Below are 12551 nucleotides of genomic sequence, written 5' to 3' on the forward strand. Positions count from 1 at the left end.
GCGAGCGCTCAGCCGCCGAACAGGGCGCGCAGCACCCACGGTGCGACCAGCAGCAGCGCAGCGAGGGACAGTCCGACGCCGTCTCGCGCGGTCAACGGACTGGGCAGAGCCCAGGTGCGATGCTGGGCCGTCGCGAAACCGCGCGCATCCATCGCCAGCGCCTGCTGCTCCGTCGTCCGCACGGCATCGACCAGCAGTGCGAGGGTGCACGAGGCCAGCATCCGCACCAGAGCGATGGTCGACGCGAGCGGATGGCGCAGGTCCCGTCGCGCACCCAGACCCCGCAGACGCCTGCTGGTGATGATGCGATCCCACACCTCGGCCGTGAGTCCTGCACGCACCAGACCCGCGACGCTCGCGGCGACGGGCCTGCCGGGCAACCGCAGTCGCCCGCCCAGGGCATCGCCCAGCCGTGCGGGGTCCAGGGAGGCGAAGACGAGCACCCCGGGCGCGACGAAGTAGGTGATCCGCAGGGCCTCCTTGAGGCCCAGCAGCCAGGCCCCGCCCGACAGCGCGGGGAGCGGGGACGCGATCACGGTCGACCAGCACAGTCCGATCGCGGCGAGCAGGATTGGGGCGAGGCGCAGCGCCGTGCGGCGCAGGCCCCGCACGGCGAGCGGGGCGAGAACGGCCACCAGCGCGCAGAGCACCAGGCCCGTCTGCCAGCGGTCCACAGCGAAGGAGCCGACCGCGGCAGCGCCGGCGATCACGATCGTGGTCAGCGGGTTCAGGGCGTCCGCAGGGGAGGGGCGGGTGCGGCGGGCGGGCCGCAAGGTGGTGTCCGGGGCGGCCGCCTCGTCCTCGCGCGCGTGCTGGACCCGGTGCGCGTCGAGGTCGATGTGGCCGTCGGCGCGGTCGATGAGCTCGCGGTCGTGGGTCGCTGCGAGCACCGCACAGCCGCCGCGTCGGGCCTCGTCCAGCAGATCGAACAGCGCCTCGCGGCGCTCGCGGTCCAGGCCGACCGTCGGCTCGTCCAGCACCAGCAGCTCGGGCTCCTGCGCGAGGGCGGCGACCACGGCCAGGCGGCGCTGCTCGCCGCCGGAGAGCTCGAAGGGCTGGGCGTCCTGGAGGTGGTCCAGGCCCGCCGCGGTGAGCAGACGATCGGCGAGCTGCTCGTCCCGCGCCCAGGGGGAGGCGAGCACCTCTTCCCGCACGCTGCGGGCGACGAAGGAGTGTTCGGGCTCCTGGGGGACGAGGGCGAGGTGCTCCGCAGCGGGCCGCTCGATCCGTCCCTGCGCCGGATCGGTGAGCCCGAGGACGGTGCGCAGCAGCGTCGTCTTGCCGCTGCCGCTGGGACCCGTGAGCGCGGTGAGGGAGCCCGCCGCCACGCTCAGGTCCAGTCCCGTCAGCAGCGGCGGTCGATCCGTGCGGGCATCCCGCGGCAGACTCCGTGCAGCTCGACGCGCGATCGCGACCCCCTCGAGCTCGAGAACGGGGGCGCCGGAGCCGACGATGCGTTCGGAGGAGCCGGAGCCGACGGTGTGTTCGGGGGAGCCGGATGCGCTGGCAGCGGGCGCCGACTCCCGGTCTGCGAGCACCTCGTGCGGGGCGCCGTCGGCGAGCACCCGGGCCCCGGCGCCGAGCACGATCACCCGGTCCACATGGTCCTCCCAGTGCTCGACGTGGTGATCGGCCACGACCAGGGTGCGGGCGCTGACGACATCCAGGATGGCCTCGCGTACCCGGGACGCCGTGGGGGCGTCGAGCATGCTGAGCGGCTCGTCGAGCAGCAGGGCACCGGGTTCCAGGGCGAGCGCGCCGGCGAGGGCGACCCGCTGCTGCTGGCCTCCGCTGAGCTCCCAGGGCGACGTCGACGCGTCGAGGCCGGTGCGCGCCGCCTCCAGGGCCGCCGTCACCCTGTGCTGGATGCGGTCCCGCGCGAGACCGACGTTCTCGGGGCCGAAGGCCGTGTCCCGGCCGACGCTGCCCCCGACCAGGGCGTGCAGGGGCTGTTGGAGCAGGAGCCCGCGCTCGCCGGGCCGGGTGGGGCCGTCGGCCGTTCCCTCGAGGTCGCCGGTGCTGGTGTCCAGGAGGCCGGCGAGCGCCCTCAGGACGGTCGACTTCCCGCCGCCGCTGGGCCCGGTCAGCAGAACCCGCTGGCCGGCCGGGATGGCCAGGGTGAGGTCGTGGATCGTGGGATGCGTGCGGGAGGAGGGAGTCCAGGTGACCGACTCGAGGGCGAGGGGCGTCCCGGCCGCCTCCGCGGAGGCGACCCGGGCCGCGGAGGCGACCCCATCGGTGGAGGCGGTCCCGTCGAGCGGTGTCGTCCCGACCTGCGCCTGAGCCGAGCCCACCGTCATGCGCGGGACCGTCGGCCCCACTGACGACCCGCCGGGAAGGCGCCGAGGGCCCCGGTCGAGGCCAGGGCGCGGACCAGGAACCAGCCCAGCACCCCGCACAGGACGGCGCCGGAGACGACGAAGAAGGCCAGCAGGCCCCAGGCACTCGCCCAGGACCACTCCGGGTAGTAGGAGAAGCGCTCGTAGATCCACTCCAGGGCCGCCGCGAGGACACCGCCCAGCATCGCGAAGGGCAGAGTGAAACGCCGGTAGGCGGTGAGCAGGAAGGCGAGCTCGACGCCACCGCCCTGCAGCACGCCGCTGACGACCGTTCCCACGCCCCACTGGCCACCCAGTGCCATCTCGAGGACGGCCGCGATCAGCTCGGCCAGCAGCGCCGCGCCGGGCCGGCGAACGATCAGGACGGCGACGAGGGCGGGCAGGAACCAGACGCCCGCCAGCATCCCGACCGAGGGAGGCAGCACCAGCTGGAGCGGAGTGACCAGCGTGTAGACCTGCCCCCAGGCCAGGAACACGAAGGCGAAGACCACGCCGATCGCGACCGTGAGCACGAGATCGACGGTGCGGAAGGCCATCAGGGGGCGACGCGCGAGCGCGGGCGACGGCGAGGCCGGACGGCTCGGGGCTGCGCCGGTCGGAGCAGAGGCAGCGGAGGGTGTCGAGGTCGTCGGATCCGTCGAACCGGCCGACGGAGCCGTCGCCCCGGGGCCCGTGGCGGAGGCGGGGGTGGACCGTGAGGACATCTGGTTCTCCTTCCGTGGCGGAAGGGGCTGCGAGGCCCGCCGGACCAGGTCAGGCCCGCGGACACCGCAGAAGAATCCCGACTCCCTACGCCGGTGTGAACCGGATCAGGTTCGAGGGTCTGCGCATCTCGCGCACTCTCAGCACCGCCGGGGTGCTCCCCTGTCTGTGGATGTCAGGGGGAGTCTATCGCGCGCGGTCCGGGGCCCGACGGTCGATGTGCGCGAGCTCGCCCCCACGGACCGGGGTCCGCGGCGCCTCACCAGATGCTGACGCGCTCCTGCGGCGCCCGGTACATCCCGTCGCCCTCGCGCACGTCGAAGGCCTCGTGGAAGGCATCGAGGTTGCTCGCGATCGCGTTGCAGCGGAACTCCGCGGGGGAGTGCGGGTCGATCGCCAGCAGGCGCGCGGCCTCCTGCGCGCGGGACTTCGAGCGCCACACGGTCGCCCAGGACCAGAAGATCCGCTGCAGGCCGCTCACTCCGTCGAGCTCCGGGGGCTGCCCGCCTGTCTGGGCGAGGTAGGCCTTGATGGCGATGGTGAGGCCGCCCAGGTCGCCGATGTTCTCGCCGATGGTGAAGGAGCCGTTCACGTGGGGCGGCTCGCCGCCCTCGGCCACGTCGGCACCGGCGGCGTCCTCGCCCGCGGCGGCGTCCTGCAGCACCCTCGGGGTGAGCCGGTCGAACTGGCCGATCAGAGCCGTGGTGCGGGTCTCGAACGCGTCGCGGTCCTCGTCGGTCCACCACGAGCGCAGGTTGCCGTGGCCGTCGTACTTGCTGCCCTGGTCGTCGAAGCCGTGCCCGATCTCGTGGCCGATGACGGCGCCGATCCCGCCGAAGTTCACGGCCGCCTCGGCGTTCGCGTCGAAGAAGGGCGGTTCGAGGATGGCGGCGGGGAAGACGATCTCGTTCGCGCCGGGGTTGTAGTAGGCGTTGACCGTCTGCGGCGTCATGTGCCACTCGTCGGGGTCCACCGGGCCGCCGAGCTTCGCGAAGTCATGGGCGGCGTCGTGCTCGCGGGCCGCGAGCACCGAGGCGAGCAGGTCCTGCGGATCCAGCGTGAGCCCCTCGTAGGTGCGCCAGGTGTCGGGGTAGGCGATCTTCGGGGTGAACAGCTCCAGCTTCGCCAAGGCCTTCTCACGGGTCGCCGGGGTCATCCAGGGCAGCTCGCGGATCGAGGAGCGGTACGCCTCCAGCAGCTCTGCCACCAGGTCCTGCATCGTCTGCTTGTGCTCGGGCGGGAAGTGGCGGGCCACGTACTCCTGTCCGACGGCGAAGCCGACGGCGCCCTCGACCAGCGAGATGCCGCGCTTCCAGCGCTCGCGCAGCTGCTCCGCGCCCGAGAGCACCCGCCCGGAGAAGTCGAAGTCGGCCTCGACGAACGCACTCGAGAGGTAGGGGGCCGCGGCGGAGACGGTGTGCAGGGCGGCCCAGGTGCGCAGCACGGCGAGGTCCTCGGCCGCCAGCAGCGGGGCCACCGCCTCGACGTACTCGGGCTGGCTGACGCACACCACGTCGAAGGCGCCCTCGGGGGCCCCGGACCCGGCCTCGAAGGCGTCCCAGGGGAAGGTCGGGGCCAGGGCCTCGCGCCGGCCCGCGTCCATCGGGTTGTTGGACTTCTCGCTGTCGCGCAGACGCACCACGTCCACGTGGCAGGCCGCCAGCCGCGTCTCGAAGTCCATGACGGCGCGGGCCTGCGCCGCGGCGTCACCGGGCACGAGGCCGTCGCGGCCGGGAAGATCGGCGAGCTCGGCGAGGCGCGCGAGATGGGCCTCGTAGGCCTCGCGGATCGGCGCGTAGGCCTCCTCGCGGTAGTAGGACTCGTCGGGCAGGCCGAGCCCGGCCTGATGGACCTTCACCTGGTAGCGGGAGGAGTCGTCGTCATCGGTCCACACGTACGCGACCAGCGGGCTCGTGCCCGAGGTCGGGGCGGCCAGCAGGGTGACGAGATCCTCGAGGGAGGCGGTCGCGGTGACCTGCGCCAGCAGCGGTTCGAGCGGTGCGCCGCCGACGCTCTCGACCGCGTCCTCGTCCATGAACTGGCGGTACAGGAGCCCCACCCGGCCACGGTCGGTGTCGGGATCGAGCTGGTCGTCGGCCGCTATCTCCTCGACGATCTCCCGCACACGCTGCTCCGAGAGGTCCCGCAGCCGGCGGAACTCCCCGTCGGAGGCGCGATCGGCCGGGATCTCGTAGGAGTCGAGCCAGGCGCCGTTGACGTGACCGAACAGGTCGTCCTGGACGCGGATGCCCGGGGCGACGCCGCTGCGGTCCAGGCCCGAGCGCGTGCCGGGGGTCGGGGCGGAGGGCGTGGCGTCGGTCATGGTGACTCCTTCGTCGGGGAGAGCTGTGTGTGCCGGGTGCGGGCCGGCACGGGGTGCCGGGGCGGTTGCCGGGGCGCCGTGGACCCTGCGGCCCTCGGCCCCGTCGGCGTCAGAGGGAGACGAGCCCCAGCACCGCCAGGGCGAGGGTGAGGACGCCCAGGGCGAAGGGCGCGTAGGCCCACGCCGTGCGGACGCGCTCGCCGGGGGAGCGGCGCTGCAGGATCAGGGTGGACAGGCCGCTCGCGATCGACAGCACGATCGTGCCGATGGTCATCACGGGCGAGAGCACGATGAGGACGCTCGCGCCGATCTGGAAGCAGGCGGTGCCCGCGACGTCCAGCACGCGCAGCACCATCGAGCGGCGCACCCCGACCTTCTCGGTGAGGAAGGTCTCCACGGCGTCGCTCGCCCACGGGGAGGGGCGGGCGATCCGGCGACGGGCGCTGACCGTCTGCGCGGTGGCGAGGGCGAGCCACACCAGGGCGGCCCCGAGGCCCAGCCAGACGCCGAGCGGCCCGGGTCGTTCGAAGGGCCACAGCAGCCCCGCGAGCAGCACGGCCGCGAGCCGCAGCACTTCCTCGACCGTGCAGCGGACCGCCATCGGGCCGGGGTTGACCGCCAGGCGGCTCTGGACCTTGGTGACGAACAGACTGGTCAGCACCACCACGAGGAGGTGGAGGGCACCCAGGGCGAGTCCGAGGACGGCCGGCAGCGGCGTCGCGGGGGCGATCGCGAGCGCGGCGAGCACCATCACGAGCGCGAGGGCGGGGATCACGAGCGAGACGATCGAGAGGCCTCGCACGAGCGAGGTCACGATGTCGGCGCCGGTGGGCGGGTGATCGTGCCCGGTGTGGTCGTGGGGGTCCGTTCCGCACGCGGCGTTCTCCCCGGGGGCCTCGGGATCCGCGGCGGGGGAGGGCGAGGACGAGGTGGTCATGAAGCTCCTTCAGCAGACGATCCACTGTATCCGTCCCAGCCTGTGTGATGTTCTCCCCACCGCGTGCTCGGGCGGGCCCGGATCGAGCCGGTCCGACGGCTCGCGCACGACCTGGTGTGGAAGCATGGCCCCGTGACCCAGCCCCTGCCCCGCGACGACGCCCGCAGAACGGACGAGGCCGTGCTCGAGCGCGCCATCGGTTCCGTGGTGGCTGCTGCAGCGGGTGACGCGCTCGGCGCTCCCTACGAGTTCCAGGGGCCGATCGCCGCCAGCGAGGACGTCGGCATGATCGGCGGCGGCGTCCTGGACTGGGGCGAGGCCGAGTGGACCGACGACACCTCGATGGCGATCGTGGTGCTGGAGGCCGCGGCCTCGACCCCGGGGACCCACGACCTGCGGACGCTCTCGGCCCTCGATCAGATCGCGCGCGAGTGGTACTCGTGGTCGATGGGCACCCCCGACATCGGCGCCCTGACCTCGACGGTCATGCGCCGCGCGGCCGACGGTGCGCGCGAGGCGGGGCGTTCGCTGCCCCATGCGGTGGACCTGCAGGAGGCCGCCGCCTCCGCGAACCGCGAACTGCCACTGGTGGCCGGGAACGCCGCCCTGATGCGCGCCCACGCGAGCGTCCTGCCCTACCTGCATGCCTCCGACGACGACACCGAGGACGGCATCCGCACCCTGTGCATGCTCACGCACGTGCACCCGGACGCCCTCGAGGCCTGCGTGCTCTGGGGCTTCGCCGTGCGACACGCGATCCTCACCGGGGAGATCGACGTGCGCATCGCCCTGGACCGGCTCCCCGAGGACCGCCGCGCCGTGTGGCGCGAACGGATCGAGGACGCCGAGCAGGCCTCGCCCGCCGAGTTCCCGCGCAACGGCTGGGTGGTCGCGGCGTTCCAGGCGGCCTGGGCGGCCGTGCACCGGGTGATGCCGCTCCCGGAGGACCGTTTCGCCCGCCGCGAGGCACTGGTCGCGGCCCTGTCCTCGGCGGTGCGCGCCGGCTACGACACCGACACGGTCGCGTGCATCACCGGCGCCCTGATCGGGGCGGCGCTGGGCCCGAAGGCCGTGCCGCCCGAGTGGCGACGCGAGCTGTTCGGGTGGCCCGGCTACGAGGTCGCCGAGCTCGAGAACCTCGTCGAGCGCGTGGTCCGGCCCGCGCCGGTCTCCGCAGGCACGGCGCCGATCGAGATCCCCACGCGCAAGCCCGAGTAGGCGACTACTCGCCGGGCTCGTGCAGTCGCAGGCCCGTCCGCAGCGGCACGTCCTGCAGCTGCCCGCCCACGTGGCGCACCTGCACCCCGCCCGGCCCCTCCTCGAGCGGACCGAGGACGGTCAGCTGGGTGCGGTAGGAGCGCAGGGCCGCCTCGAGCGCCCTCGCGGAACCCGGCTGCTCACGGAAGGCGAAGGGGAGCCCCTCGACCTCGGCCTCCGGATCCGGATCACTCGACACCTCGATGAAGGGGAGACCGTGCGCCCTCGCCGCCGCTGCGGCGACCGTGTGGGCTCGCAGATGATCGGGGTGACCGTAGGTGCCCTCGTCGTCGTAGCCGAGGACCACGTCGGGGCGCTCGTGCGCGATCAGCGCCGAGAGGTCCGCGACCTCCTGGTCCTCCGGCAGATGCGTGAAGCTCGTCGGGCCTGCCGTGTCCGAGGGGCCCGCGACGCCTTCGCCGACCCACTGCATCCCGGAGTCGCGGTAGCGGCGCGGGGAGGCGCCCTCCTCCAGGGCCGGGGCCTCGCCGAGCAGATGGTGCGTGTGGACGCCGAGCGCCGCCAGGGCGCGGCGCACCTCCAGGCCGCGGATCTCCTCGAGAGGAGTCGTCGCGTCCTCCGCGACGCTGCCCGGCACGATCTCGCCCTCCTCACCGCGGGTCGCCGTCACCACGACCACGCGGATCCCGCGGGCCGAGAGGTCCGCGAGCAGGGCTCCCGTCGAGAGCGATTCGTCGTCCGGATGGGCGTGGACGGCCAGCACCGTGCTCGCGGTGCGCACCAGGTGCCAGGGCTCCACGGGGGAGCGCCGGCCGGCGCCGGTCCCCACCGCGGCGACGTAGATCTGCTCGAGGTGATGCGCGCAGGCCTGCCAGGTGCGGGACTCGGCGAAGGCCCGCGCGGCGCGGGAGGCCTCCTGGAACTTCTCGGCGTCGGCGATCAGGGACTCGACGGACTCCGCCCAGACGTCGGCGTCGCGGCTCGAGATCAGGCGACTGCCCGGGCCGACGGCCTCGCGCACCCCGCCCGCGGACTCCCAGGCGATCACGGGGGTGCCGCTGGACTGGGCCTCCAGAGCGACCAGACCGAAGGTCTCCGACCAGCTGGGGAGCACCAGCATCGCAGCCTCCCGCATCCGGTCGGCCAGCTGGTCCTGGTCCATGGACCCCGCGAACTCGACCCGGTCGGCCAGGCCCAGCCCCTCGGCCGCGGACTCCAGCTCCCGGCGGTACGGGGCGAAGTCCTCGGAGGCGGCGCCCACCAGCAGCAACCGGGCGGAGATCTCGGGATCGAGCCGGGAGAGCACCTCGAGGGCGAGATCGGGTGCCTTGAGCGGCTGCAGACGGGCGGCGAACAGCAGCACGGGATCGCTCAGCCGTTCGTCGGTCGGCAGCGTGGAGGGGCGGAAACGCTCAGTGTCGACACCGGGCGGGACCACGAGGACCTGGTCGGCCGGCACCCCGTAACGCTCGGTGATGGTGCGCGCCTCGGCCCTGGACACCGCGATTACCAGCTGGGACTCCCGGGCGGCCCGGCGCTCGCCGGGGATCCTTCCCGCGGACTCCGCCGGCTCCCCGGCGCCGAGGGAGACCTCACCCTCCGGTGCAGCGACGGAGTGGAAGGACTGCAGGTGGGGCAGCTGGTGACGACGGGCGACGGGGAGGGCCGCGACCCCGCTGAACCAGTGATGGGCGTGGATCAGGTCGTAGGGCTCCCCGGCGTGCTCGGCGTCCTCCACGAGTCGTTCGAGGTCGGCGGAGAACGGCTCGATCGCCTGCTCCATCGCACTCTTGGCGAGCGGAGCGGCGGGACCGCCCGCCAGCAGGATCTGCCGCAGGCGCGGGGCGACCTGCTGGATCGCGGGGGCGTCGGGGTCGGCGCGCCGGGTGACGATGTCGACCTGGTGGCCGGCCGCCGCCAGCGCCCGGGCCTCCTCGAGCACCACCACGTTCATGCCACCGGCGTCTGCGCTGCCGGGCACTGCGAGCGGTGACGTGTGCAGCGAGACGGCGAGGAGGCGCAGCGGCGTGGTGGGCATGTCGCTCATCCTAGGAGTGCCGGGGCGCGCGGCGGGGCTCGTGGTGTGTGACGCACGGAGCGCGGGAGGCCCTGTGAGGCGTCGTGATGTTCGCTGGTGACGAAACCGATGTGCCCCACACCTCCAAAACATTGAATGCTGTACTGACATCGTTACGCTGAACTGCATGGACACCGCCCCCACGATCGACTGGCATGCGTACAACGCCAGTGCTGCGGCGCGTCCCGCCCGGCGGGTCGTGGCGCAAGCCATCCACGCTGCGGGAGGCGACGGTCCGGGTCGGGTGGCGATCGAGATCGGTGCCGGCGGTGGAGCCGACGCCCTCGAGTTCGCGCGCCGCGGTTGGACCGTCCACGCCTACGACATCGACGACACGCTGACCCAGCGTCTGGTGGAGAACGAGCGCATGACCGGGCGCATCAACTTCCACCACATGGATGCGCGCGACGTCGAGGAATTCCCCGCGGCGGACGTCGTCTACTCCGCCTACGCGCTGCCGATGCTCGGCCCCGAGGGGCTGAGCGAGATCTGGCCGCGCCTCACCTCGGCCCTGAAGATCGGCGGCGTCATGGCCGTGGACCTGTTCGGTGAGTCCGACACGTGGGCCGAGCGCGAGGACATCGCGACCCGCAGCGCCCAGGAGATCGGCGAGATGTTCCGCGGCTTCCGGGTCCTGGACCGCGAGGTCCGCAACGAGGACGGCCGCTCCTACACCTCCTCCAAGAAGCACTGGCACGTCATCTCGACGCTCGCCCGCCGGCTCAGCTGAGAGCGCGCCGGCGAGGTGCAGCTGAGCGCCACGCCCGAGAGTTCCCGCCGGGGCGGGCCTCTCACGCGGCGTGCACCGCACGCAGCCCGCTGAGAACCGTGTCGACGACCTGACGGGCGCTCCGACACGGCAGGACCCTGATGCGGCTCCCTCGCCGCTCGACCACCACCCACGAGGTCGCGCCACCGACGGGCAACCTGCCGACCTCGATCGCGTCGCCGCCGGGCACCGATGCCACGAGCGACCCCGAAGAGGTCTCCGTCAGCCGACGCTCGAGAGCCGGCGCCCTGCTCAGGAGATCCGAGCGGATGCGCTCGCGTTCGAGCCGGATGCGGCGACTGGCGATGTCCATGGCTCCTCCTCGACGAGACCGGCGCTGCCGACGGGACGGTGCTCGAAGGCTAGGAGAGCGGACGGACATTCGGGGCGACGCGCTGCTCGCGGGCGGACGACGCCCTGATCGCGCGCGGATCGGATACGCTGTGCGCGGCGGTGATCCACCGCCCAGCCCGGCGTCGGCCCCAGTCCGCGCCCGATGGCGAAGGGGAGCAGATCCTCGGATCGCAGTGAGTAAGGACAGATCGTCGTCGACGCATCGTGCCGCCGAGACAGGCTGGGGATGTCACGCGGCAGAGGTGACCCGATGACCCGCTCCTCCGACCTCAAGAAGCTCGTCCGCGCCCGCATGGAGAGCACCGGTGAGAACTACACGGCGGCCCGCGCCGCCCTGCTCGCCCGCGACGCGACGGATCCCGACCGGCTGACGGTCGACGCGCCGGCATCGGCCGGCGCGCCGGTACCGGCGGACACATCGGCCTCGGCCGACGCGCAGGCCCCGGATCCCCGAGCGGCCCGCGCCCGGCACGAGAAGCTCATCCGACCCTTCCTGCGCGACGGTCACCTGCTGAGCATCCCGGCCAAGCGCAAGACACGACTCGCCGTCCTCCTCGAGCTGCTCGCCCGCTTCGCCCCCGGGGAGTCGTACACCGAGGCCCAGGTGGGTGACATCCTGCGCCCGATCCACGAGGACGTCGCCTTCCTGCGCCGCGAGCTCGTGGACTACGGATACCTCGAGCGCGACGGCGTCGGGACGTACTGGACCGCGCAGGAGCTGCCGCTGCGCGAGGGCAACATGGCCCAGGAGGTCACCGACTGGGAGGCCGTGTGGCTGCCACGTTTCCTCGACGGCCAGATCGGCCGGATCGGGGAGAGCGCCGACCTCAGCTCGTGAACGGCGCGGAGGCCGCATCGAGTTCCGCCACGTCCTTCTCGTCGAGCTCCAGACGCACGCCGTCGATCAGGGCGGGCAGCTGCTCGGTGGTGCGGGCGGAGGCGACGGGCGCCGAGACGCCCTTGGCCCGCAGCCAGGCCAGCGCCGCGGAGGTCGGCTCGACCTCGTGGCGCTCGGCGACCGTGACCAGGGTGTCCACGAGCGCGAAGCCCTCCGTGGTCGCGTACCCCTCGAGCTGCCCGCTGCGCGCCGCACCGCTGAGGTCCTCGGGCCCGCGGTACTTGCCGGTCAGCAGACCCGCGGCGAGCGAGAAGTAGCTCAGCAGAGCGAGATCGTGGTCCCGGGCGATCTGCCCGTACCCCGACTCGACGTCCGCCCGATGCGCGAGGGAGTACTGCACCTGGATGGCCGAGGGCAGCGTGAGCCCCTCCGCCTGGGCGGCCTCGATGTAGGCGAGCTGACGGGCGGGGCTCAGGTTGGACAGGCCGATCTCTCGCACCTTCCCGGCGCGCACGAGCGCGTCGAAGGTCCGGGCGAGCTCCGCGGGGGACTGGGAGTCGTCGTCGAAGTGGGCGTAGTAGAGGTCCACGTGGTCTGTGCCCAGGCGCTCGAGGGACTCCTCGAGCGCGGCCTCGACGTTCTCGCGCGCGAGGCCCTTGCGGGACTCGAGCGCGCCGACCTTGGTCGCCAGCACCACCTGATCGCGCGTGCCGCGGTCGGCGAGCCAGCGCCCGATGACGCGCTCGGAGACGCCGCCGTCGTTGCCCGGGGCCCAGGCCGAGTAGACGTCGGCCGTGTCGATGTGTCGCCCGCCCGCGGCGAGGAAGGCATCGAGCACGGCGAAGGATTCCTCCTCGTCGCTGGTCCAGCCGAAGGTGTTGCCCCCGAGTGCGAGGGGCAGGGAACCGGTGAGGTCGAGAGTCATGCGCATCTCCTGTTCGGGGTCGTCCGTGCGGGGACCGTCCAGGCGGGCGGCCCGGGCTCCCGACCCTAG

10 protein-coding genes and 1 riboswitch are annotated in these 12551 nt (G+C 73.3%); of the genes, 3 read left to right on the forward strand and 7 right to left on the reverse strand.

Annotation, left to right across the window (positions count from 1 at the left end; all coding sequences use genetic code 11):
• Positions 1-8: 8 nt before the first annotated feature.
• The 4 genes from DEO23_RS08145 to DEO23_RS08160 all read right to left on the reverse strand — a co-directional run bounded on the left by DEO23_RS08145 (position 9) and on the right by DEO23_RS08160 (position 6301).
• Complete coding sequence (locus tag DEO23_RS08145) at positions 9-2300, reverse strand: ATP-binding cassette domain-containing protein (protein WP_109275458.1); 2292 nt, start codon at positions 2298-2300, stop codon at positions 9-11.
• Positions 2297-3043 (reverse strand): ECF transporter S component, encoded by a 747-nt coding sequence (locus DEO23_RS08150; protein ID WP_240613292.1) that lies wholly within the window; start codon positions 3041-3043, stop codon positions 2297-2299. Before DEO23_RS08150 ends, DEO23_RS08145 begins: the two co-directional genes overlap by 4 nt.
• Positions 3044-3108: 65 nt before the next feature.
• A riboswitch (TPP riboswitch) is annotated at positions 3109-3215 on the reverse strand.
• Between the two features lie 85 nt (positions 3216-3300).
• Positions 3301-5364: a M13 family metallopeptidase gene (locus DEO23_RS08155; protein WP_109275459.1), complete on the reverse strand. Its 2064-nt coding sequence runs from the start codon at positions 5362-5364 to the stop codon at positions 3301-3303.
• A 109-nt stretch (positions 5365-5473) separates the two neighbouring features.
• Positions 5474-6301, reverse strand: coding sequence for a hypothetical protein (locus DEO23_RS08160; protein ID WP_109275460.1), 828 nt, complete (start codon positions 6299-6301; stop codon positions 5474-5476).
• A 132-nt stretch (positions 6302-6433) separates the two neighbouring features.
• On the opposite strand from DEO23_RS08160, the gene DEO23_RS08165 reads away from it, so the two are divergent.
• Positions 6434-7519, forward strand: a complete 1086-nt coding sequence (locus DEO23_RS08165) for an ADP-ribosylglycohydrolase family protein (RefSeq protein WP_240613293.1) — start codon at positions 6434-6436, stop codon at positions 7517-7519.
• A 4-nt stretch (positions 7520-7523) separates the two neighbouring features.
• Here DEO23_RS08165 and DEO23_RS16370 read toward each other — a convergent pair whose 3' ends face one another.
• On the reverse strand, positions 7524-9557 hold the full coding sequence (locus DEO23_RS16370) for a glycosyltransferase (RefSeq protein WP_240613294.1): 2034 nt from the start codon (positions 9555-9557) through the stop codon (positions 7524-7526).
• A 166-nt stretch (positions 9558-9723) separates the two neighbouring features.
• On the opposite strand from DEO23_RS16370, the gene DEO23_RS08180 reads away from it, so the two are divergent.
• Positions 9724-10326 carry a class I SAM-dependent methyltransferase gene (locus DEO23_RS08180; protein ID WP_109275461.1) on the forward strand — a complete coding sequence of 201 codons (603 nt, stop codon included), beginning with the start codon at positions 9724-9726 and terminating at the stop codon, positions 10324-10326.
• 61 nt (positions 10327-10387) lie between these two features.
• Here DEO23_RS08180 and DEO23_RS08185 read toward each other — a convergent pair whose 3' ends face one another.
• The gene (locus DEO23_RS08185) at positions 10388-10678 is read right to left on the reverse strand and encodes a hypothetical protein (protein WP_109275462.1); all 291 of its coding nucleotides are present in this window, start codon (positions 10676-10678) and stop codon (positions 10388-10390) included.
• A 291-nt stretch (positions 10679-10969) separates the two neighbouring features.
• On the opposite strand from DEO23_RS08185, the gene DEO23_RS08190 reads away from it, so the two are divergent.
• Complete coding sequence (locus DEO23_RS08190; protein WP_109275463.1) at positions 10970-11557, forward strand: DUF2087 domain-containing protein; 588 nt, start codon at positions 10970-10972, stop codon at positions 11555-11557.
• On the opposite strand, the gene DEO23_RS08195 is transcribed toward DEO23_RS08190, so the two are convergent.
• Positions 11547-12482 carry an aldo/keto reductase gene (locus tag DEO23_RS08195; protein ID WP_109275464.1) on the reverse strand — a complete coding sequence of 312 codons (936 nt, stop codon included), beginning with the start codon at positions 12480-12482 and terminating at the stop codon, positions 11547-11549. The two genes, DEO23_RS08190 and DEO23_RS08195, sit on opposite strands and share 11 nt — an antisense overlap.
• Positions 12483-12551: the final 69 nt, after the last annotated feature.

This window comes from Brachybacterium endophyticum (assembly GCF_003130585.1).
Lineage (GTDB): Bacteria > Actinomycetota > Actinomycetes > Actinomycetales > Dermabacteraceae > Brachybacterium > Brachybacterium endophyticum.

Coding starts and splice junctions, on each gene's coding strand:
- DEO23_RS08160 (WP_109275460.1), bottom strand. CDS start 6,301: ATGACCACCTCGTCCTCGCCCTCCCCCGCCGCGGATCCCGAGGCCCCC.
- DEO23_RS08180 (WP_109275461.1), top strand. CDS start 9,724: ATGGACACCGCCCCCACGATCGACTGGCATGCGTACAACGCCAGTGCT.
- DEO23_RS16370 (WP_240613294.1), bottom strand. CDS start 9,557: ATGCCCACCACGCCGCTGCGCCTCCTCGCCGTCTCGCTGCACACGTCA.
- DEO23_RS08150 (WP_240613292.1), bottom strand. CDS start 3,043: ATGTCCTCACGGTCCACCCCCGCCTCCGCCACGGGCCCCGGGGCGACG.
- DEO23_RS08190 (WP_109275463.1), top strand. CDS start 10,970: ATGACCCGCTCCTCCGACCTCAAGAAGCTCGTCCGCGCCCGCATGGAG.
- DEO23_RS08155 (WP_109275459.1), bottom strand. CDS start 5,364: ATGACCGACGCCACGCCCTCCGCCCCGACCCCCGGCACGCGCTCGGGC.
- DEO23_RS08195 (WP_109275464.1), bottom strand. CDS start 12,482: ATGACTCTCGACCTCACCGGTTCCCTGCCCCTCGCACTCGGGGGCAAC.
- DEO23_RS08145 (WP_109275458.1), bottom strand. CDS start 2,300: ATGACGGTGGGCTCGGCTCAGGCGCAGGTCGGGACGACACCGCTCGAC.
- DEO23_RS08185 (WP_109275462.1), bottom strand. CDS start 10,678: ATGGACATCGCCAGTCGCCGCATCCGGCTCGAACGCGAGCGCATCCGC.